Origin of the sequence: Pseudomonas sp. GM80, from assembly GCF_000282515.1 — a bacterium.
Taxonomy (GTDB): Bacteria; Pseudomonadota; Gammaproteobacteria; order Pseudomonadales; family Pseudomonadaceae; genus Aquipseudomonas.
Window position 1 is genome coordinate 1 of record NZ_AKJD01000076.1, and the last position, 21,658, is coordinate 21,658.

Annotated in this window: 17 protein-coding genes; 15 read left to right on the top strand and 2 right to left on the bottom strand. The window is 53.9% G+C overall.

Annotated elements, in window-relative coordinates:
- The 7 genes from PMI37_RS13295 to PMI37_RS13325 form a co-directional block, all read left to right on the top strand.
- Window positions 1-599 (top strand): bacteriophage T4 gp5 trimerisation domain-containing protein (locus tag PMI37_RS13295; protein ID WP_008081568.1); only part of this gene is annotated, 599 nt, incomplete at its 5' end.
- The gene (locus tag PMI37_RS13300; RefSeq protein WP_008081571.1) at window positions 596-1,483 is read left to right on the top strand and encodes a DUF4123 domain-containing protein; all 888 of its coding nucleotides are present in this window, start codon (window positions 596-598) and stop codon (window positions 1,481-1,483) included. The genes PMI37_RS13295 and PMI37_RS13300, both read left to right, overlap by 4 nt.
- The gene (locus tag PMI37_RS13305; protein ID WP_008081573.1) at window positions 1,476-4,856 is read left to right on the top strand and encodes a toxin VasX; all 3,381 of its coding nucleotides are present in this window, start codon (window positions 1,476-1,478) and stop codon (window positions 4,854-4,856) included. Before PMI37_RS13300 ends, PMI37_RS13305 begins: the two co-directional genes overlap by 8 nt.
- Before the next feature lie 11 nt (window positions 4,857-4,867).
- The gene (locus PMI37_RS30935) at window positions 4,868-5,593 is read left to right on the top strand and encodes a hypothetical protein (protein WP_008081575.1); all 726 of its coding nucleotides are present in this window, start codon (window positions 4,868-4,870) and stop codon (window positions 5,591-5,593) included.
- A gap of 192 nt (window positions 5,594-5,785) precedes the next feature.
- A complete protein-coding gene (locus PMI37_RS13315; protein WP_157173086.1) occupies window positions 5,786-7,297 on the top strand; it encodes a hypothetical protein in 1,512 nt (503 codons plus the stop codon).
- Window positions 7,298-7,514: 217 nt separating this feature from the next.
- Complete coding sequence (locus PMI37_RS31285; protein ID WP_008081584.1) at window positions 7,515-8,480, top strand: hypothetical protein; 966 nt, start codon at window positions 7,515-7,517, stop codon at window positions 8,478-8,480.
- Window positions 8,481-8,829: 349 nt separating this feature from the next.
- Window positions 8,830-9,501 (top strand): hypothetical protein, encoded by a 672-nt coding sequence (locus tag PMI37_RS13325; protein WP_008081587.1) that lies wholly within the window; start codon window positions 8,830-8,832, stop codon window positions 9,499-9,501.
- A 405-nt stretch (window positions 9,502-9,906) separates the two neighbouring features.
- Here the strand turns inward: PMI37_RS13325 and PMI37_RS13330 are convergent, their stop codons facing one another.
- Complete coding sequence (locus PMI37_RS13330) at window positions 9,907-10,629, bottom strand: tellurite resistance TerB family protein (protein WP_008081590.1); 723 nt, start codon at window positions 10,627-10,629, stop codon at window positions 9,907-9,909.
- A gap of 314 nt (window positions 10,630-10,943) precedes the next feature.
- Between PMI37_RS13330 and PMI37_RS13335 the strand changes: the two genes are divergently transcribed.
- The 8 genes from PMI37_RS13335 to PMI37_RS13370 all read left to right on the top strand — a co-directional run bounded on the left by PMI37_RS13335 (window position 10,944) and on the right by PMI37_RS13370 (window position 20,985).
- Window positions 10,944-11,858 carry a LysR family transcriptional regulator gene (locus PMI37_RS13335; RefSeq protein ID WP_007967749.1) on the top strand — a complete coding sequence of 305 codons (915 nt, stop codon included), beginning with the start codon at window positions 10,944-10,946 and terminating at the stop codon, window positions 11,856-11,858.
- A 131-nt stretch (window positions 11,859-11,989) separates the two neighbouring features.
- The gene (locus tag PMI37_RS13340) at window positions 11,990-13,447 is read left to right on the top strand and encodes a gamma-aminobutyraldehyde dehydrogenase (RefSeq protein WP_045123139.1); all 1,458 of its coding nucleotides are present in this window, start codon (window positions 11,990-11,992) and stop codon (window positions 13,445-13,447) included.
- Between the two features lie 83 nt (window positions 13,448-13,530).
- Complete coding sequence (ydcS, locus tag PMI37_RS13345; RefSeq protein WP_008081593.1) at window positions 13,531-14,682, top strand: putative ABC transporter substrate-binding protein YdcS; 1,152 nt, start codon at window positions 13,531-13,533, stop codon at window positions 14,680-14,682.
- A 228-nt stretch (window positions 14,683-14,910) separates the two neighbouring features.
- Window positions 14,911-15,948 (top strand): ABC transporter ATP-binding protein, encoded by a 1,038-nt coding sequence (locus tag PMI37_RS13350; RefSeq protein WP_008081594.1) that lies wholly within the window; start codon window positions 14,911-14,913, stop codon window positions 15,946-15,948.
- Window positions 15,949-15,964: 16 nt separating this feature from the next.
- Entirely contained in the window at window positions 15,965-16,885 is a 921-nt protein-coding gene (locus PMI37_RS13355; RefSeq protein WP_008081597.1) for an ABC transporter permease, read from the top strand.
- The gene (locus PMI37_RS13360; RefSeq protein ID WP_008081601.1) at window positions 16,875-17,699 is read left to right on the top strand and encodes an ABC transporter permease; all 825 of its coding nucleotides are present in this window, start codon (window positions 16,875-16,877) and stop codon (window positions 17,697-17,699) included. Before PMI37_RS13355 ends, PMI37_RS13360 begins: the two co-directional genes overlap by 11 nt.
- 150 nt (window positions 17,700-17,849) lie before the next feature.
- Window positions 17,850-19,274 carry a gamma-aminobutyraldehyde dehydrogenase gene (locus PMI37_RS13365; protein ID WP_008081603.1) on the top strand — a complete coding sequence of 475 codons (1,425 nt, stop codon included), beginning with the start codon at window positions 17,850-17,852 and terminating at the stop codon, window positions 19,272-19,274.
- Between the two features lie 226 nt (window positions 19,275-19,500).
- The gene (locus PMI37_RS13370) at window positions 19,501-20,985 is read left to right on the top strand and encodes an APC family permease (RefSeq protein WP_008081605.1); all 1,485 of its coding nucleotides are present in this window, start codon (window positions 19,501-19,503) and stop codon (window positions 20,983-20,985) included.
- Between the two features lie 44 nt (window positions 20,986-21,029).
- On the opposite strand, the gene PMI37_RS13375 is transcribed toward PMI37_RS13370, so the two are convergent.
- The gene (locus tag PMI37_RS13375) at window positions 21,030-21,656 is read right to left on the bottom strand and encodes an RloB family protein (protein WP_008081606.1); all 627 of its coding nucleotides are present in this window, start codon (window positions 21,654-21,656) and stop codon (window positions 21,030-21,032) included.
- Window positions 21,657-21,658 lie beyond the last annotated feature (2 nt).

Genomic DNA, 21,658 nt, shown 5'->3' on the forward strand with positions numbered 1-21,658 from the left:
ACAACGAACTGCGCATCGAGGACAAGAAAGGTCAGGAGCAGATTTACCTGCACGCCCAGCGCGATTGGGATGAAAACATCGAGCACGACCAGAAAATTCGGGTCGGCAATGAGCGTCACGATACGGTTGAGAAGAACAGCTACAGCGAGTTCAAGGCTGAAGAACATCACACGGTTTATGAAGACCGCAAGGTTGAGGCGCAGGCCAATGATCACCTGACGGTTGGGGTGAATCAGCACGTCAAGATTGGTACTGGGCAGTTCATGGATGCGGGGCAGGAAATTCACCTGAGCAGCGGCATGAAAGTGGTGATGGAGGCTGGTGCGGAGCTGACGCTGATTGGTGGCGGGAGTTTTATCAAGATTGATGCGGGTGGGGTGACCCTGAGTGGGCCGGTGATCAACATCAACTCTGGTGGTGGGCCGGGCAGCGGCACGGGGGCGGCGCCGTTGTTGCCGGGGCCGTTGAAGCAGGCGGATGCGGATAAGGCTGGGCAGTTGCTGGTGCCGGCGCAGCGGCAGGCGTTGATGCGCCGTACACCACGCTGTGAAATTTGCGAGAAAGCTGCCGCGCAAGCCGCGAAGGACGCCGCCAAATGAGCTACCCGTCGAACGCCAACTTTTTGCTGATCGACGGGGTCCTGCGTCCTGATGCGATCCCAAGTCTGTATCAGCTCGGCGAACCGCTGGAGATCGAACCGTTGTACTTGGGAACACGATGGGCAGAGTTGAAGGATTTGGGGCCGATACTGGTCAAACCACAAGGCAACTCTTCCGTTCTCAAAGACTGGCAGCAAAACCAACTGACCCAAGCCGATTCGTGTCCGCTGTTCAGCCGCGCGTCACTCAGTGAAGTAGCTGATCATTTGCGACATTTTATCTGCCCGCCGGATTTAAACGGCAGCAATGGTCTTCTGCGTTTCGCCGACCCTCTCGTCATGCATCATTGGCTTACCAGCTACGGGCCGGAGCATCTCAGTCACGTGCTGGGACCTATAGAGACAATTTGGATCAAGACGCCGGTCCACACCTGGCGGTCCGCGAGCGATACACCGATTACACCGTTCGCGAGACCCCAGTCAAAGGACCCTCGTGACAAAAACTTTGCCCTGCTCGGCGAGCAACAAATTGCGGCTCTGGAACTCGCTTATCGATGGCAGTTCAAAGAACGCCTATACGCCTGGCTGAACACCCGCGACGCTCAAACATTTTCACTGCTGAACAGCGAACAAACTGAGTGGTGGCTTGAACATGTTTTAGACAGCGGAAACGCCTGGGGACTGGTCAGCGAGCGAGGACTGGTAACATGGGCAGAAACTTGCGTCGACTGGGGAAGAGACTTCGCCACTCGCCCTGACAGCCCCTATCAAGAGTGGCTGAGCCAAAACCCCGACAAAGGGCGTTTGGCACCCGAACTGCGTATCGAAGCACTGGATGATTATCGCCAGCAAGCGCTGGAAGCAAAGGACACTGCAAATGGCTGACAAGAGCGGAACACTCCAACAACAGCGCAACGCCTGTTTCCCCACCACCACAGCAAAAGCCACCGGCGGCTGCCCCCTGACCGGCCCCGATGTTGCCATTGTTCCGATGCGCTATGCGCTGGATCGCTCTCGATATGATGAAGATCCGAAAAAGCTAAAGCCGCTCCTAAAATCAGGCAAGTGGACATCTTTGCCCGTTTTGAAGACGCGAAGCTATACCCTGCGTCAGTTGTACAAGGGTTATGTCTACGTCTACGACGAGACGGAAAAAACATTGCACGAGTACAGCTACTCAACGAGTACAGGACAACTGACTCGAATAAAATGGACGGATGCCGACATCGGAAAGGACGAGCGATCGGAATCAGGAGAATGCAAAAACCACCTTCTTTACCCTCGTAAAAACACCCTACACATTGCTTACTCGCCAAATCAATGGACATGGCGAATCTGTGAACACGTTCGTTCAAATCCCCGCAGCCGTAAAGAGTGGATGAAAGTCCTCAATCTTCCTAAATACTGCATCACTCAATCTGCTAAAGACACACTTCCGTTGTCATCAATTGCTGATGCGGCAGCAGACGTCGACAAAGACGCTGTGCAATTAGATAAGCGTCTAGCCGACTCAGCGATCCCACCTACAGCATCTGCAGGTTCAATCGGAGAACCTGTATTCAACTCGCTGGCGGCAGATGTGTTTTGGGCCGGAGAGGTGCCAGATAAAGATAGCGCGTTAATAATTGCATTAGATGCCCCTTTGTACATTTTAAATGATCTAGGTATGCAATTAGCAGCCGATCACGCCGCCTATCAACGTTGGCAAGAGCAGCACGAACACAGAATAAAAGTAGCACAGACTGTCGAAGCGCTCTGCGGGTCGTCGCTCGCGAAAGAAAAAATGCCATCGGAAATAAAGGACGATATAGGAAAGACTCGACAATACCAGCGCGAATTGGACAGCTATTATACTCAGAGAGAAACCGAAGAAGACTTAGCTATCGCAGAAAGTGCTAGCGGGTCCGCGCCATTGATCGTTCCTAGTCAAAGATTCAAAGCTATTCAAATGCGAAAAGCTTTGGAGAGTAAATACTCCATAACTTTATCAGAGGCGGACTACGTAGCGTGGAAATCACGTGAAAAATGGCGTAGACACGTAGACTTGGATGGTGCGCATGCTTACCTTCAAAACCACGCAAAGGCAGGGGAAATATTACTGCAACAAACAATCGAGACTCAGGCCGACTTCGAGACTTGGGCAAAACACATGGGCGTCGATCCAGAAAAACTATTCTGTGATACCGCCAACGAGGGACAGTTGCTTGACTTGCAAAATACATTTGCAAACTTATTAGGAATCTACTGCCAGAACGATAGTTCAAGCAAATGGCTAGCAAAAGAGGAAGTTACAAGCACCTCCTTGTTTGGATCCGTAAGATTTGGATTTTCAGAGCAACTAAAGGCCGCCTTTGGCGAACCATCTAATAAACTTCTGGACGGAATCGGCGACTATACAAATCTTGCCACACGTGCAGGAGAAATAAACAGCCTTGTCAATCACGAAGAATTCTCACACCAGCCTTGGCTGAAAGAGCTAGAAAAGTCGATTCAAGATACTTATGAGAATATCCGCACTTTATCAATAGACAAGGGCAAGAAAACCGCAAACGCAATTATACTTTCGTTGCTGCCATCGGACAGTCGATTGGCTTCAGGAAAGACGCAAAACCTCGCTGCACTTTTGCGCAACATGCTAATCGGGCAGGTATTAACAAACTCTCCTGAGCGAATTGTAGTAGATGCGCAGATAAAAGAAAAAATAGATATTTGGAAATCTGAAAAACGCAATTTGACAAAAGAGTTAGACGACTCAAGAAAGCAATGGAAGATTTCAAAAAGAAATGGGGGCCGACGTGGCCAGGGCAGAAAGATCAAGGCACTGGAAGCAAGCATAAACTTACACGAACTGAAAAAGCCTGTAATATTAGACTTCCAAAACAACAAATATGCCGAACTTTTACGGGACGATATTCGGAAATTCGCTATATCAAAAGCGAACGCAACAACAGCATGGGCTTCAAAAGCAAAATCGATAGCCCAGCGAGGCGGCGTGAATTCTGCTTCCATCACTTGGGGCGTAATAATTTTAAACATCATCAACACTGCCAATACCTATCATCAAGCAGCAAAAGATGGAGTCATCGACAGAACTGACCTCATAAAAACAACTTACAGTGCAGGTTACAGCGCCAACCTCATTGCGGCTGTTTTTGTAGAGAGCAAGTGGAGTAGTTTGAAAGGTCTCTCCACTTCTATCAATGGCAGTTCAACAGGAATAATGGAGCAATCAGCTGCGTTCTGGAGCTCTACGCAGGGCGAAACACAACTGTGGGGAAATGCCATACGAAGTTTCAGTAGAAGGCTCGCAGCGATGGGCGGACTTGCTATATTTTCCACAGCACTAGAGCTATGGGACATAAAAGATGACTACGCGACCGCCAATTCCTCTGCCGAAAAAGCAGCTCTCTGGGCTAAAGGGCTTGCTGTAGCAGGCATGGGTGTAGGTGGCGCATTGCAACTCATCGCCGTTACTTTATTTCGTTCTTGGACAGTCGTCGTAATGGGGGCATGGTTTGCATTTGGAATGCTCGTGATGGGGACAATATATCTATTAGCTACTGTAGCCCTGAATTATTTTAAAAATGATGCAATTGGAATCTGGCTGAGCAAATGTAGTTGGGCAAAAACCCGAAGTAATAGCGCTCTGGGAAGTCCTGCCGAACAGGCCGAAGAGCACCGCTCATTGTTAGAAATCCAGCTTAGTCCTCAAATTCACGTGCAAAGCACAATAGAGTACAGAAGAGAATACGTTCCGAAGATAGGAAGTCGGATGGTACCGTTCCAAACTGGCGCCTGGGTACAGTGGCGACTCCCTAGCGCACTGAGAGGTAAAACTGTCGAGTTCAATATTACTGGTAGTAAAAGCAGGCTGAATATATTACCCGTCACTAGAACAGACGATCCTGTACAAGATCCTTTCTTGGATAAAGGGGTGCTCTTGGGAGATGATCACTTCGAAAAAATTGGAAACAGCAGCCCCTCGCAGGTCGCAGAGAAGTTTGACAGCGAAAAAGTAGATCCAGGAAAGGACTTTATCTGGCAGGCGTGGGTACCACTTGGAGAAAATACAGACTATTTAGAGTTCCAAATATGGTATCCCCCCCTTATTATCAGCGGTGATAGCGACGATCGTGGTTACCTTTATCAAGTCGAGATAAGCACGGATGGTTCAACAGAGGCAGACGGTCTGAGCAAAAAAAACCTGCAAGTTAAATCGGCAAGCCGGAATGAGTCGCTTGTTCTTGTTCTAGATTAAAGAGACATAACATGAACGATATCAAAAGAATACCGACCAACACTACAGACGACTCCAACTTAGAAAGCGACAGCCCTCCCCCTCAGCCCTCTAGCGAGGAACTATTGGCGTGGACAACTCGCTCTTTAGAGCAACCATTAAGGGACATAAATCTCGGCCCTGTGGTCATGCTGCTAACACCCACACTAATTTGCTTGGGTATTACTTGGTATATGTGGGATAACATCCATGAAAATCTAGATATTTGGTTAGCAATTTGCGGCATCGCTTATGGCCTTTTTTTTACATTCCTAATGATGACACGCCAAAAAACCGTATTTAATTATCGAATCACCAAAAACGGCGCAGAAGTTGAGAAATATTTATACTTTCCGAAGTTTGCAACGCCCATGTTCAAATCTTCAGCCATTGCCATCGTAATACTCTTTATTTCTGTTGCGGTGTTCACAGGATCTCTTGCATTCATGATTGGGCCGATTGCTATGGCTTTAGGCTCAGCCAGATTTTTTATAAATTGGAAGAACGAAGTAAAAAACAATTCGGTAACATGGAGCAATTACGACTTGATTATTATAGATCAGGACAGATTGATGGTAATCGCGACATGCACTAGCAACCCATTATTTGGATTCAATATGCGCTTACCGAATAAGGAAATACTTCATGACTGTTTGAAAATATTGCACGAATTACTTCCAGAATCTGTAGAGTATCGTGTTGAGCGCTGGCCATGGTAGCAGCATAAAACCCGGATCAAACAACAAACCAAAAGAGTCGCAGATAGAACTTGACAGGACATTGGCAATCCGGTCCGACTTCAACTACTACGTGAATTTTCCACTAATGGCCTGACTTTACGGGCTGCGACCGCTACTGAGATCGCCGCTTATAATCAAGAAAGTGAAAAGTCGTTACACCTACGCAGCCAGTTGAGTGCGACATATAAACTGCGTAATCGTGAATTGATACGGCAATCTTCTGGCGTTGCGCAGCCAGGGAGCGAGGCTGTTTACCAGCAGCGAATTGATCAACTAAAACTGCAATTGGTCCCGCTGGAAGAGAAATTAACTGACGCATTATCTGTCGGTAGTAATAGTCCCGCTCAAATTGGCACGGTAGTCGATGGACTAGATCCGCAATTGCGTATGGAAGTGGATAGGACTGTCAGGGATTTTCGCGCGACGGGAACCTTTAGAAAACCTCTCAGTGGTGTTCTGAAATCGAAGGGAGACCTGCTGGCCTTCGGGCTGTTTATTATTCAAGGACAGAAATTTATTGATGCCGTGAGCAACCTCCTAAAAAAGGACAAAGGCTCATTGTCTACAAACGATGTTTTGGCATTTACTGAAGCAGTTGTCGGTATGGCCGGTGCAGGATTTGCCACAGCGCAAGGCCTATCTGTGACGATCTTACAAGCTGATATTGAAGAAATGGCTAGCACAGCGGGTAAGCTGAATACCATGACTCGCCTGGGTCGCTGGACAGGAATCGCGGGCATAGGAGCTTTTGGCTTTAGTGTATTGTCCGCGTCACTAGATTTACGCAAACACTCACTGCAATGGACAAAAGCGTTTGCTGAAGGAGATTCTAAAGATCTCGGAGCGTCAACAATACAAATTAGTGGCGATGCAATATTGATAGGCTCAAGTACTTGGGGGGCAAAACATACGGGTTCTATCATCAAAACTGTAATGACAACATCGACTGAAATGCGTGCATTTGCTTGGGCACAAGCGAGCCCGAAGCTCGTGTCATTCGGCGCCCGCGCTAATTTAATTGGGCTGATTGGTACCGCTCTGCAGCTGTTAGGCGAGGGACTTTACAATTACTTTAACTTAGATGAGCTTCAGAAGTGGATGCAGCCCAGTGCATGGGGACACCAGACAAAGCAACGTAGCGTTCAAGATGAATGGAACGAGCTAGCAAAAGTTGTTCAAAAACCAACCTGCGAACTAGTTCACGATACTAAACAGACATATTTAATACTCACTCTCCCGGGCTTAAGCACGCAAGAGATCGACGAGCGCAAATTGCAACTTCTTGCTTACCAACAGCAACGCGATGCCCCTATGCAAGGAGAGTACAATCCTAACCTCCCACCACTGCGCTGGAGAAAGAGCACTTCCATTTGGGCGACAAGATTTATAATTGTCAGCAAGGATCAGCAAGCACTGACCCTCAAGCTACCCATAAGTGACTCGTTGCAAACATCAGATTTCGCGTTAGTCTTCGACATTGGTTATCAACTCGAAGCAGAGCGCGATTTAATTCATCGAACTATTTTCATCCTAAAGGACTTGCAAATAATTACAAATCATGGGGCACGTATCCCTACTAAGGGCAATTTCAAACTTACCGCAGTGGAAACCATGCCGTTCGGAACAGGAAAAGGGTCCTTCAAAATCATCAAAAAAGAAGAGTTGGCGGTTATCGATGTTTAGGAATCTATTTAAGACCAACAAAAAAGCCTCAAAGGCCGAGCCTGCACCGGACTAAAAAAGCAAGCGTCCTTGCGCCGGAGAAATTCGAACTAAAGGTTTTAACGAGACTTTATTTCTAGCTCCACTACCTGTTTACAGTGGTCAAGTAGCGGGCTCCAGCCGAAACTTTTCCGAAATTAACGACACCTTCATTGAAGTAGGTGGAAATAACTGGGGAATGGTGGAACAAGGGAAAATACTTGCCGCAGCCATTTGGATGGCCTTATTTACGGCTTTTATAATGCCAAGCCTTGCTATCCTTGCTGGCGTACTTTTCTACCCTGAAAATTTTCCTGACCCGGTAGGTGACTTGCATACTTTCCTGAAGGCAACAACTAGCGTCTCACTATTGTTCATCATTCCTATAGGTGCTTATCTATACGGTATGTTTTCTGATTTACTACTCTCCCCCCCAAAAAAAACGCTTCGCTTCAACCGGCAGCGTCGAGAGGTTTGTTACGTAGAAAGTAAAACCAATCAAGTATTAATAGTCCATTGGGAGGACATTGTAACGTGGATCGCCAACACACAAGGTATAACTACTTATGGAGCAACTCGTCAGTACACATTCGGTATAGGTCTGGAGGATAAAGAGCATGATGACGTGAAATTTATTCTTATATCGCAACCCATTGATGCTCATGCATTAGGGATGTGGACATCAATTCGCAATTACATGGAGGACGGCGTACTCGTAGATACACCGAACCCAATGCTGGCGGCTTTGGGGCTACCCCCTACTGAAAGTCGACTAAAACCCTACGAAGGGCTACATACATTTGAAGTCGAACGTGATGACGCTCGGTGGATGTGTAATATGAAAGATGAAGGCGCGGACCTCTCAGATAAAGAACGTGAACATTACGGCTACCCTAAGCGCACACCTTGGCCACTACGCCGCTGGTATATGTGGCGAGTCCTAAGTTTTTGGAAAATGCCATATATGCTGGCTGAATGGGCCCACCGCGCAGGACGCCCTGCTTTACCGGAGAAGGTAACAACTTGGTCAAATCCACTGCCTGAAGACCATTGGGCTAAACCAAGTCCAGCTTTAGTAAAAGCCAACGGGGTTATAAAAGAAGCAATGAATAAAAAAGGAGCTACTTTTATCGAAGCATGCAAGTGTGCAGGGTTTCATCCATGAAGAAATGCACACTCAATACCATCATCTTATATACGAATAGGAAGATTTAACTCAACTGGCCATTGCAACGAATCGAGAGGTAGTCGACTTGAAATTCACTCATTTCAACCAGCGCCTTGGAAAGGCCATAAGTTACAGTATCAACATATTCTGCAAGCTAAAACAAAAAGAGATCGCAGCCAACTTCATAAAGCCATACTTATCGCCAGATGTGCCTATTATCAAAGCCAAGGTAAACGTACCGATGAGCACCGCATGATTCGTAGCGCCAACTCGTCGTAGATTTTCCGCTGTCTTTTCGGTGGAAGCTTTTGGGAAAACCACCTGCACAATATTCGAGCTATGCACAATGACTTTACTTAGACGTCTCTCATTAATCACCGGTATTATCGGCCTGACAGCTTGCAGCGGGTCATTGCTACCTACGCCTAGCATGATCACCAGTTTGCACCTCATCGACAGTAGTGGAAACGAGCGTATACAGGCGACGGAAGTAGATTACAAAAGATTTGAACGCGCGACTCCTGACACTCCGAGCACAGTCAATGTATTGCGTTACATCAATGAATCAGCCTCTTCGGTAAGCTTAGGTTTTGTATATCTACCCCTTGCTGAGAATGTCCAACTGAGTGTACGTCATGAGGCTGGTTATGAGCTTAGCGTAGATGTCGATCTTGATTTTGATAATCCGACTGCGCTTGGCAAGGCCGGAGACAAGTATGAGTTAGTGATCAGCAATATGAGCACCGCATCTTACGAACTCGTGACAACTGTGGATGGCAATGACGTCATATCTGAAGGGAAGGGAAACGATGCCAACTCCGGCTACCTGATACTCCCCGGTGAAGAATTAGTTATAAATGGCTTTTACAAGGATCAGAAAAAATCTATTCCTTTTCGATTTCAGAAAGTACCGAAAAACATTAACACTGCGGATCATGAGACTAACGTAAAGACGGGAGCAATTCGGCTAGCACTTTTCTCAGCATTGCGCGAATCCAAAACTTGCCAAACACATTAAAATCGAAGCCCCTCTTTCAAGCTAAAGCAACAGTGAATTTTCTGACTACCACAAAAGAGAGATACCCCCCAGAAAAGACAAACTCATCTACTCTATCGCCTTGATACACACATAAAAACATGGCAAGTATGGATATTCACGATTACAAGGACGGATTTGTGTACCAACCTAAAAAAAAGAATCCGTTACAACAGCTAGCATGTCTGAACAAAAGCGCCGAAATTCGCTCAACTCTTGAAAAGGGAGGAACTTTTCTCAATCATTTTAAACTCAAGCGCTCAAATCCTGAGCCGAATACAGAAAATAATTCATAAGAAGGCGAGCATCTTAAAGAGACATATTTCTAACAGATGCTTGTAAAGAAAAAATCGCAGCCCAAAACTGCGATTTTTTCTTTTCTACCCTTTAAACAGCTGCCAACCGCACCTGCTTCTCCAACTCCACCTTCAACCCCGGCTCCAGCTTCAACTGCCGCGCCAGTTCATCCAGATAGCTCTTCTCCATAAAACTCTCCTCATCCACCAGCATCACACTGGCGATGTACATCTCAGCCGCCATCTCCGGCGTACTCGCCGCACGTGCAACGTCGGCAGGGTCGAGGGGTTTGTTGAGTTCGGCGTGCAGCCAGTGTTGCAGTTCCTGATCGTTGTCGAGTTTGGTGAATTCACCCTCTATCAATTGCCGCTCGCGGTCGTCGATGTGGCCGTCGGCTTTGGCGGCAGCGACCAGCGCTTTGAGAATCGCCTGACTGTGTTGCTCGGCTTGTGCCGGTGGCAGGCGATCCAGCGTTTGCGGTTCGCGTTGTGGGGCGGAGCCTTTCTGCGCGTTGTAGTTGCCGTAGGCTTTGTAGGCCAGCACGCCCAGTGCAGCGAGGCCGCCGTAGATCGCTACTTTACCGCCGACCTTGCGCACTTTCTTGTTGCCGAGCAGCAGGCCCATTGCGCCTGCCGCCAGTGCCCCGCCGCCTGCGCCTGAGAGCAGACTGCCGAGACCGCCAGAGCCTGAAGCGCCGCCAAGCAAACCACCCAAGGCACCGCCGGCCGATTTGTTCTGCGACCCGCCCGACTTGTTCTGCAACAGATCCTGACCGGACTTTAATAGTTGATCGAGTAATCCACGGGTGTTCATGTTCCGCCTCCAAACAGGGGTTAACCGGATCTATAAGGCCTCCAGCCTAGTTCGAAAGTGCCCTTTTCCGGCTGGCAAGTGTGCTTCCAGATGTTGCCTGATACCCCTGTGGCGAGGGAGCTTGCTCCCGCTGGGCTGCGAAGCGGCACCCAATGCATTCTTTCAGACATACCCGGATTGCCGGTTTTGCGACTGCTTCGCAGCCGAACGGGAGCAAGCTCCCTCGCCACAAAGGAATTCGCAAGCCATACCCTCTAAAAAATAGATATACACTCAGGCCAATCTATAAAAACCGCCCACTGGGTAGCCTCGTCATGATGACCCTGCGTCAGATCCGTCACTTCATCGCTGTGGCCGAGACCGGCTCGATCTCCGCCGCCGCGCAAACCGCATTCATTTCCCAATCGACCCTGACCTTGGCGATCCAGCAACTGGAAGAGGAAATTGGCGTCAGCCTGTTCAGCCGTCACGCCAAAGGCATGACTCTTACGCACCAAGGTCATCAGTTCCTACGCCAGGCGCACCTGATTCTCGCAACGGTGGACAACGCCAAACGCAGCCTGCAACAGAGCACCGATCAGGTCGCCGGGCAGTTGATCGTCGGTGTGACCAGTCTCGTCGCCGGTTATTACCTGGCGGATCTGCTCACCCGTTTTCAACGTGCTTATCCCAACGTCGAGATTCGCGTGATGGAAGACGAGCGGCCGTACATCGAGCATCTGCTGGTCAGCGGCGAGATCGACGTTGGCGTTTTGATTCTTTCCAACCTCGAAGATCGCCACGCCTTGCAGACCGAGGTACTGACTCATTCCCCCCATCGTCTGTGGCTGCCGGCCCAGCATCCACTGCTGGAACACGACAGCATCAATCTCGCCGATGTCGCCCGCGAGCCGTTGATTCAGCTAAACGTCGATGAGATGGATCGCAACGCCCAACGATTGTGGCGCGGCGCCGGCCTGCAGCCAAAAATCACCTTGAGAACCGCCTCGACGGAAGCCGTGCGAAGCCTCGTCGCCGCCGGTTTGGGCGTATCGATCCAGCCAGACATGACTTATCGCCCATGGTCACTGGAGGGCGACATCATCGAAGCGCGGCCCATCGCCGACCTCAACCAAACCCTCGACGTCGGCCTGGCCTGGCGCCGAGGCACCGCGCGCCCCGCTCTCGTCGACCCTTTCCTGACCGTCGCCCGCGAGCAACCCCACGGCGGCCGCAAGCCATCTATTTAATCGAATGCTGCCTTCAGTATTTAGAATTTGTCGACCTCGGAGCCGCGCACTAGTCTTGCTGCATCTATAAGACGGTCGGCTCCCGATATCAGGGAGCAACAATGGCCACACAAGAAAAGAGAACGCGGAAAATGGCTGGCGCGCAGACCCCGATGTGTACCGCGTTGTTGATCGACGGCGAATTGGTCGCCGGGGAAGGTTTCGTCGAGCCGATTCTCAACCCGGCCACCGGCGAAACTCTCACGCACATCGCCGAGGCCAGCACCGAGCAGGTCGAAGCCGCGATCCTCGCCGCCCACCGCGCCTTTGCCGAGTGGTCGCGCACCACGCCGCAGCAACGTTCAAACCTGTTGCTGGACATCGCCAACGCCGTCGAAAAACACGCCGATCACCTCGCCCGCCTCGAATCGCTGAACTGCGGCAAGCCATTGCACCTGGCGCGTCAGGACGATTTGACGGCGACCGTCGATGTGTTCCGTTTCTTCGCCGGCGCCGTGCGTTGCCAGACCGGTCAGCTCAGCGGTGAATACCTGCCGGGCTACACCAGCATGGTCCGTCGCGATCCGATTGGCGTGGTCGCCTCGATTGCGCCATGGAATTACCCGATCATGATGGCCGCGTGGAAGATCGCCCCGGCCCTCGCCGCCGGCAACACGCTGGTGTTCAAACCGTCCGAACACACGCCGCTGTCGATCCTCGCTCTGGCGCCAGCGCTGGCCGAAATCCTCCCGCGCGGGGTGATCAACATCATCTGCGGTGGCGGCGAAGGCGTCGGCAGCCATTTGGTCGGCCATGCGAAAGTGCGCATGGTCTCGCTGACCGGCGATATCGTCACCGGACAGAAAATCCTCCAGGCCGCCGCGAAAACCCTGAAGCGCACGCACCTCGAACTCGGTGGCAAAGCCCCGGTGATCGTCTGCAACGACGCCGACATCGAGGCAGTGGTCGAAGGCGTGCGCACTTATGGCTACTACAACGCCGGCCAGGACTGCACCGCCGCCTGCCGGATTTACGCGCAGGCCGGGATCCACGACAAATTGGTCGCAGAGCTCGGCGCCGCCGTCAGCAGCCTGCGTTTCGCCGGCAAACGTGATGCCGACAACGAGATCGGCCCGCTGATCAGCACCCGCCAGCGCGACCGCGTCGCCAGTTTCGTCGAGCGCGCCCTCGGTCAGCCGCACATCGAACGCGTGACCGGTGCGGCGGTGCATTCCGGCGCCGGTTTCTACTATCAACCGACCCTGCTCGCCGGTTGCAAACAGACTGATGAAATCGTCCAGCGCGAAGTGTTCGGCCCGGTGGTCACCGTGACTCGCTTCGACGAACTCGCGCAGGCCGTCGACTGGGCCAACGATTCCGAGTACGGCCTCGCCTCGTCGGTGTGGACGCAGAATCTGGACAAGGCAATGCAGGTTGCCGCGCGCCTGCAATACGGCTGCACGTGGATCAACAGCCATTTCATGCTGGTCAGCGAAATGCCCCACGGTGGGCTCAAACGCTCCGGTTACGGCAAAGACTTATCCAGCGATTCGCTGCAGGACTACAGCGTGGTGCGGCACATCATGGCCCGCCACGGCCAGCATCTCTGACTACGCTAATAACAAGCCGCCAACGGCATGCTTCACCGCGTTCACAACTGCCCCGACCATAATTTAAAGAAGAGGGTTCAACCATGTTCGTGCACAAGACCGCACTGCTCAGTGCAATCACCACGGCCCTGCTGGCCAGCGCCAGCCTGCAAGCTGCCGAGCCGCTTAAGGCTGTCGGTGCTGGCGAAGGTCAGCTGGATATCGTTGCGTGGCCGGGTTACATCGAACGTGGCGAGAGCGATAAAGCCTATGACTGGGTGACCGGTTTCGAGCAGGAAACCGGCTGCAAGGTCAACGTGAAGACGGCGGCCACCTCTGACGAAATGGTCAGCCTGATGGCCAAGGGCGGTTACGACCTGGTCACCGCGTCGGGCGATGCCTCGTTGCGATTGATCGTCGGCAAGCGTGTGCAACCGATCAACACCGCGTTGATCCCGAACTGGAACACCCTCGACCCGCGCCTCAAAGACGCGCCGTGGTATGTGGTCAACCAGCAGACTTACGGCACCCCGTACCAGTGGGGCCCGAACGTGTTGATGTACAACACCAACGTGTTCAAAACCGCGCCGACCAGTTGGAACGTGGTGTTCGCCGCACAGGATCTTCCCGACGGCAAGCCGAACAAGGGCCGCGTGCAGGCGTATGACGGCCCGATCTACATCGCCGACGCGGCGCTGTATCTGAAGTCGACCAAGCCTGAACTGGGCATCAAAGACCCGTACCAACTCACCGAAGACCAGTACAAAGCCGTGCTCGATCTGTTGCGCGCGCAGCAGCCGCTGATCCACCGCTACTGGCATGACACCACGGTGCAGATGAGCGACTTCAAAAACGAAGGCGTGGTGGCGTCGAGCGCGTGGCCGTATCAGGTCAACGGTTTGATGAACGAGAAGCAGCCGATTGCTTCGACCATTCCGAAAGAAGGCGCCACGGGTTGGGCTGATACCACCATGTTGCACGCCGAGGCCAAGCACCCGAACTGTGCGTACAAGTGGATGGACTGGTCGCTGAAACCGAAAGTCCAGGGCGATGTGGCGGCGTGGTTTGGTTCGTTGCCAGCCGTTCCGGCGGCGTGCAAGGAGAGCGAATTGCTTGGCGCTGAAGGTTGCAAGACCAACGGTTTCGACCAGTTCGACAAGATCGCCTTCTGGAAAACCCCGCAGGCTGAAGGTGGCAAATTTGTGCCGTATAGCCGCTGGACGCAGGACTACATCGCGATCATGGGCGGCCGTTAGCCTTCACTCGATGCCGATCGTTCCCACGCTCTGCGTGGGAACGCATCACCGGACGCTCCGCGTCCATTCGCATGAAATGACGCGGAGCGTCACAGGCTGCATTCCCACGCGGAGCGCGGGAACGATCAATGGCACCGCTCTCCTCTCCTGTAGGAGCTGCCGCAGGCTGCGATCTTTTCGACGCACAAACGACTTTTTTGAAAGCCCGCTTTACCGGAGCACCGCACCATGACGCTTGCAGTCCAGTTCACCAACGTTTCCCGGCAGTTCGGCGAAGTGAAAGCCGTTGACCGGGTTTCCATCGATATCGAGGACGGCGAGTTCTTTTCCATGCTCGGCCCTTCCGGCTCGGGCAAAACCACCTGCCTGCGCCTGATCGCCGGGTTCGAACAACCGAGCGCCGGCTCGATCCGCATTCACGGTGCTGAAGCGGCCGGTCTGCCGCCGTATCAACGCGACGTCAACACGGTGTTTCAGGATTACGCGCTGTTCCCGCACATGAACGTGCTCGACAACGTCGCTTACGGTTTGAAGGTCAAAGGCGTCGGCAAAACCGAACGGCACAAACGCGCCGAAGAAGCCTTGGACATGGTCGCCCTCGGCGGTTATGGCGCGCGCAAACCGGTGCAGTTATCCGGCGGTCAGCGCCAGCGCGTCGCCCTCGCCCGCGCCTTGGTCAATCGCCCGCGCGTGCTGTTGCTTGATGAGCCTTTGGGTGCGCTCGATCTGAAACTGCGCGAGCAAATGCAGAGCGAACTGAAGAAGCTGCAACGCCAACTCGGCATCACTTTCATCTTCGTCACCCACGATCAAACCGAAGCGCTGTCGATGTCCGACCGCGTCGCCGTGTTCAACAAGGGACGCATCGAACAGGTCGACACGCCGCGCAATCTATACATGAAACCGACCACTACATTCGTGGCTGAATTCGTCGGCACCTCGAACGTGATTCGCGGCGATCTGGCGCGTGAAATCAGCGGTCATCCGCAGCCATTTTCGATCCGCCCCGAACACGTGCGTTTCGCCGAAGGCCCACTCGCAAGTCACGAAATCGAAGTCAGCGGTCTGCTCCACGACATCCAATACCAGGGCAGCGCCACCCGTTATGAATTGAAGCTGGAAAACGGCCAGACCCTGAGTATCAGCCACGCCAACAATCAGTGGATCGACAGCAGCGCACAACACCAGACCGGCCAGCGCCTGAGCGCACGTTGGGCGCGGGAAGCGATGATCCCGCTGCACGACACCGTGACGAGCGGGGTGTGACATGAGCACACTCGCGATGACCTCATCGCCGCCGTTGCGCAGGTTTTCCAACCTGCTCTACCGCAAGCCGAACCTGTATCTATCGATGCTGCTGGTGCCGCCGCTGCTGTGGTTTGGCGCGATCTATCTTGGCTCGCTGCTGGTGCTGTTGTGGCAGGGTTTCTACACATTTGACGACTTCACCATGGCGGTCACCCCTGACCTGACCCTGGCGAATTTCGCCGCGCTGTTTCAGCCGTCGAACTTCGACATCATCCTGCGCACGCTGAGCATGGCCATCGTCGTGTCGATCGCCAGCGCCATCGTCGCGTTCCCGATTGCCTACTACATGGCGCGCTACACCACCGGCAAAACCAAGGCGTTTTTCTACATCGCAGTGATGATGCCGATGTGGGCCAGTTACATCGTCAAGGCGTATGCGTGGACGTTGCTGTTGGCCAAGGGCGGCGTGGCGCAGTGGTTTGTGCAGCACTTGGGATTGGAGCCGGTATTGCAGTTCATTCTGGGGATTCCCGGGGTGGGCGGCAGCACCTTGTCGACCTCGCATCTGGGGCGATTCATGGTGTTTGTTTATATCTGGCTGCCGTTCATGATCTTGCCGATTCAGGCGTCGCTGGAACGTCTGCCGCCGTCGCTGCTGCAGGCCTCCGCTGACCTTGGTGCGAAGCCGCGTCAGACCTTTATGCAGGTGATTTTGCCGCTGTCGATTCCGGGCATTGCCGCGGGTTCGATCTTCACGTTTTCGCTGACCTTGGGCGACTTCATCGTGCCGCAACTGGTCGGGCCGCCGGGGTACTTCGTCGGCAGCATGGTCTACGCGCAGCAAGGTGCGATTGGCAATATGCCGATGGCGGCGGCGTTCACGCTGGTGCCGATTGTGTTGATCGCGGTTTACCTGTCCATCGTCAAACGACTGGGGGCCTTCGATGCGCTCTGATTCTTCATCACAAGGGCATGCCTCTCTAGGCCTGAAAATCGCAGCCTGGGGCGGGTTGGTGTTTCTGCACTTTCCGATCCTGATCATCTTCCTTTACGCCTTCAACACCGAGGAAGCCGCGTTCAGCTTTCCGCCGAAAGGCTTCACGTTGCACTGGTTCAGCGTGGCTTTTTCGCGGCCGGATGTGCTGGAGTCGATCAAGCTTTCATTGCAGATCGCAGCGATCGCCACGTTGATTGCGATGGTGCTCGGCACGCTCGCATCGGCAGCGCTGTATCGCCGTGACTTCTTCGGCAAGCAGGGCATTTCGCTGATGCTGATCTTGCCGATTGCGCTGCCGGGGATCATCACCGGGATCGCGCTGCTGGCGACGTTCAAGACGCTGGGGATCGAGCCGGGGATGTTCACCATCATCGTCGGCCACGCGACCTTCTGCGTGGTGATCGTCTACAACAACGTCATCGCCCGCCTGCGCCGCACTTCGCACAGTTTGATCGAGGCTTCGATGGATCTCGGTGCCGATGGCTGGCAGACCTTTCGCTTCATCATCCTGCCGAATCTCGGCTCGGCGTTGCTGGCCGGCGGCATGTTGGCGTTTGCGCTGTCGTTCGACGAAATCATCGTCACCACGTTCACCGCCGGGCATGAGCGCACGCTGCCGTTGTGGCTGCTCAATCAGTTGAGTCGCCCTCGGGATGTGCCGGTGACCAATGTCGTCGCGATGCTGGTGATGATGGTGACCATGCTGCCGATCCTCGGCGCGTACTACCTGACGCGTGGTGGCGAAAGCGTCGCCGGCAGCGGCGGCAAATAACCGAATAACCACAAACCCAACCCCATGTAGGAGCTGCCGAAGGCTGCGATCTTTTGATCTTGATCTTCAACAGCAACATCAAAAGATCGCAGCCTTCGGCAGCTCCTACAGGGGTTCGGTTTCGGCAGAACAATAAAGAGGACAACAGACATGCAAACCAAACTCTTGATCAACGGCCAACTGGTCAACGGCGAAGGCGCGGCGCAACCGGTGCTCAATCCTTCGCTTGGCGAAGTGCTGGTAGAAATCAACGAAGCCAGCGAAGCCCAGGTTGACGCTGCCGTACGCGCCGCCGACAACGCTTTCGCCGACTGGTCGCAAACCGCGCCTAAAGACCGCTCGCTGCTGCTGCTCAAACTCGCCGACGCCATCGAAGCCCACGGCGAAGAGCTGGCCAAACTCGAATCCGACAACTGCGGCAAACCCTACAGCGCCGCGCTCAACGACGAGATCCCGGCGATTGCCGACGTGTTCCGTTTCTTCGCCGGCGCCAGCCGTTGCATGAGCGGTTCGGCCGGTGGCGAATACCTGCCCGGCCACACCTCGATGATCCGCCGCGACCCGGTCGGCGTGATCGCTTCCATCGCGCCGTGGAACTACCCGCTGATGATGGTCGCCTGGAAAATCGCTCCGGCGCTGGCCGCCGGTAATACCGTGGTGCTCAAGCCCTCGGAACAAACCCCGCTAACCGCGTTGCGTCTGGCCGAACTGGCGTCGGAAATCTTCCCGGCTGGCGTACTCAATCTGGTGTTTGGTCGTGGGCCTACCGTTGGTAGTCCGCTGGTTACGCATCCGAAAGTGCGCATGGTTTCGCTGACTGGCTCCATCGCTACGGGTGCCAATATCATTTCCAGCACTGCCGACAGCGTCAAACGCATGCACATGGAACTGGGCGGTAAGGCGCCAGTGATCATATTCGACGACGCCGACATCGATGCGGCGGTGGAAGGCATTCGCACGTTTGGTTTCTACAACGCTGGGCAGGATTGCACCGCCGCGTGCAGGATTTATGCGCAACAGGGCATCTACGACAAGTTCGTCGAGAAGCTCGGCGCGGCGGTCAGCAGCATCAAGTACGGCTTGCAGGATGATCCGTCGACTGAACTGGGGCCGTTGATCACTGCACAGCATCGCGACCGTGTTGCCGGGTTTGTCGAGCGTGCTGTGGCGCAGTCGCACATTCGTTTGATCACTGGTGGCAAGGCTGTTGATGGTAACGGCTTCTTCTTCGAGCCGACCGTGTTGGCCGACGCGCAGCAGGACGACGAGATCGTTCGCCGCGAAGTGTTTGGCCCGGTAGTTTCCGTGACCAAATTCACCGATGAAGCGCAGGCGCTGGAATGGGCCAACGATTCGGACTACGGCCTCGCGTCCTCGGTGTGGACAGCGGATGTAGGACGCGCGCATCGCATGTCGGCACGTTTGCAGTACGGCTGCACGTGGGTCAACACGCACTTCATGCTCGTCAGCGAAATGCCCCATGGCGGTCAGAAATTGTCCGGTTACGGGAAGGACATGTCCATGTATGGGCTGGAGGACTACACCACGGTTCGGCATGTGATGTTCAAGCATTAACGGCGAAAAGATCGCAGCCTGCGGCAGCTCCTACATGATGGACGCCGCTCCCCTGTAGGAGCTGCCGCAGGCTGCGATCTTTTCCGCGACACACGGATGATGTCGGCGATTCACCACCAGGCTTCACCGAAACCAAAACAACAACTACCGAACCGGACGGCGCCTGCATGGCCCCGCCACGGCCTCGGCCATCCGAAATCTGCCGATTTCACGGAGCAAAACACACATGAGTTCCTCACCCGATCTCGCCACAGCCGTTGCCGACAGCGATGCCGAACAACTGCGCAAACTGGGCTACACCTCGAACTTCAACCGCAGCATGAGCCTGTGGGAAAACTTCGCCTTGGGCTTCACTTATCTGTCACCGGTCGTAGGGGTTTATACCCTCTTCGGCCTGTGCCTCGCCGCCGGCGGCCCACCGATGTTCTGGGCCTACTTGCTGGTGGGTTGCGGCCAATTGCTGGTGTGCCTGATCTTCGGCGAAGTGGTTTCGCAGTTCCCGATTTCCGGCGGTGTTTACCCTTGGGCACGCCGATTGGTCGGTAAGAAATGGGCATGGATGGTCGGCTGGATCTACTCCATCGCCCTTTGCGTGACCATCGCTGCCGTTGCGGTCGGCGCTGGCCCGTACCTGGCCGCCATGCTTGGTTTCGAGCCAAGCAACAACACCAACATCGTAATCGCCCTGGTGCTGACCCTGTTCGCCACACTGGTCAACCTCAGCGGCACCAAAGTGCTGGCGCGCATCGCCATGTTCGGCTTCCTCTGCGAACTGGTTGGCGCGGTGATCGTTGGCGTTTACTTGTTGGTGTTCGAACGCCATCAACCGCTCAGCGTGCTGTTCAACACCTTCGACATCAGCGTCGACGGCTCATACCTGCCGGCCTTCCTCACCGCGTCGTTGGCGGGGATGTTCCTCTACTACGGCTTCGAGGCCTGCGGCGACGTGGCCGAAGAAACCCCGAACCCCAGCGCAAAAATCCCGGTGGCCATGCGCATGACCATCTACATCGGCGGCATCGCGGCAATGTTCGCCTGCCTGGCGCTGATCCTCGCCGTGCCGGACATGCAAGCCGTGATCAACGGCACCGACAAAGACCCGGTCACCACCATCCTCAACAACGCCTTCGGCCCGGTCGGTTCGAAAGTGGTGATGGGCGTGGTGATGATTTCCTTCATCTCCTGCGTCATCAGCCTACAAGCAGCGGCGAGCCGTCTGCTGTATTCCTACGCTCGCGATGAAATGGTCATTGGCAGCCGACTGCTGAAAAAGATTTCTCCTACAACCCAAGTACCGGTTGCCGCACTGTTCGTGTCCGGCGTCCTGCCGGCCCTGATCATCGCCCTCGGCTTCTACCTGCAAGACGCCGTGGCCACCATCGTCAGCTTCGCCGCCATCGGCATCTATCTCGCCTTCCAGATGATCGTCCTGGCCGCGCTGTACGCCCGCAGCAAAGGCTGGAAACCGAGCGGCAAATTCACCCTCGGCGCATGGGGCTGGCCGGTGAACATCGGCGCGCTGGTGTACGGCGTTGGCGCAATCATCAACATGGCCTGGCCACGCACGCCGGACGCGGCGTGGTATGTGAACTATGCGATGGTGTTGAGCACGGCGATCGTGATTGGCTTGGGCCTGGTTTATATGTGGATTGGCAAGCCGTATGACCATGGCAAGGCCCCGGCTGGAGATGCTTGGAAGGTGAGTCGCTAAGATTGATTCACGTGCCCGCAGGGATGCGGGCACTGTTCACAGTACTAGATCCGTTGGGGCGTGGATAACGTTTCAAATACATCCATCAACAAATGGATTTCGGTACTGGGATTAGGCTCGCCACTGGCCACCACGTCTTCTAGTACTTTCGGCGCCAGCGTTCTTGCCCGATGAAACGGCTCACCCAGCAACTGAGCAAAATAGCTGATGGCTTTACCCTTCTCATAATTCGCCATATTGGGCTTAGTCCTCAAACTCTTGCTCACCAGATCACCCGGAGAGTTTTTCCCGGCAGATCTGAAAGGTTTTCGGCTAAAGCCAAAGTGCAAAAGAAGCCAAAATTCAAAGCATGGATACGACGCAATGACGGTGATTTTTGGATGAGACTTCGCCTCACTCAATGCACGTTCAAAACACAGGTGAGTATCGCGATCCAAGACGCAGAAGACTTTGTCGAAGTACTCTTGTCGCTTCATCGCTCGATCGACGATGCCGCTCGGGTGGGTCACACCGCAGTGGACGATTTCAACCTGTGCCCGGGCACGAAAGTGCAGTGCCGCCTCTTCCAGATAACGCTTACCCGATTTGCTGTCTTCGCAGAGCACCAACACACTGGGTTGCGGCTTGAAGCGTGAGGCTTTTCGATCAAACGACTTATTCGAGCTCACCATTG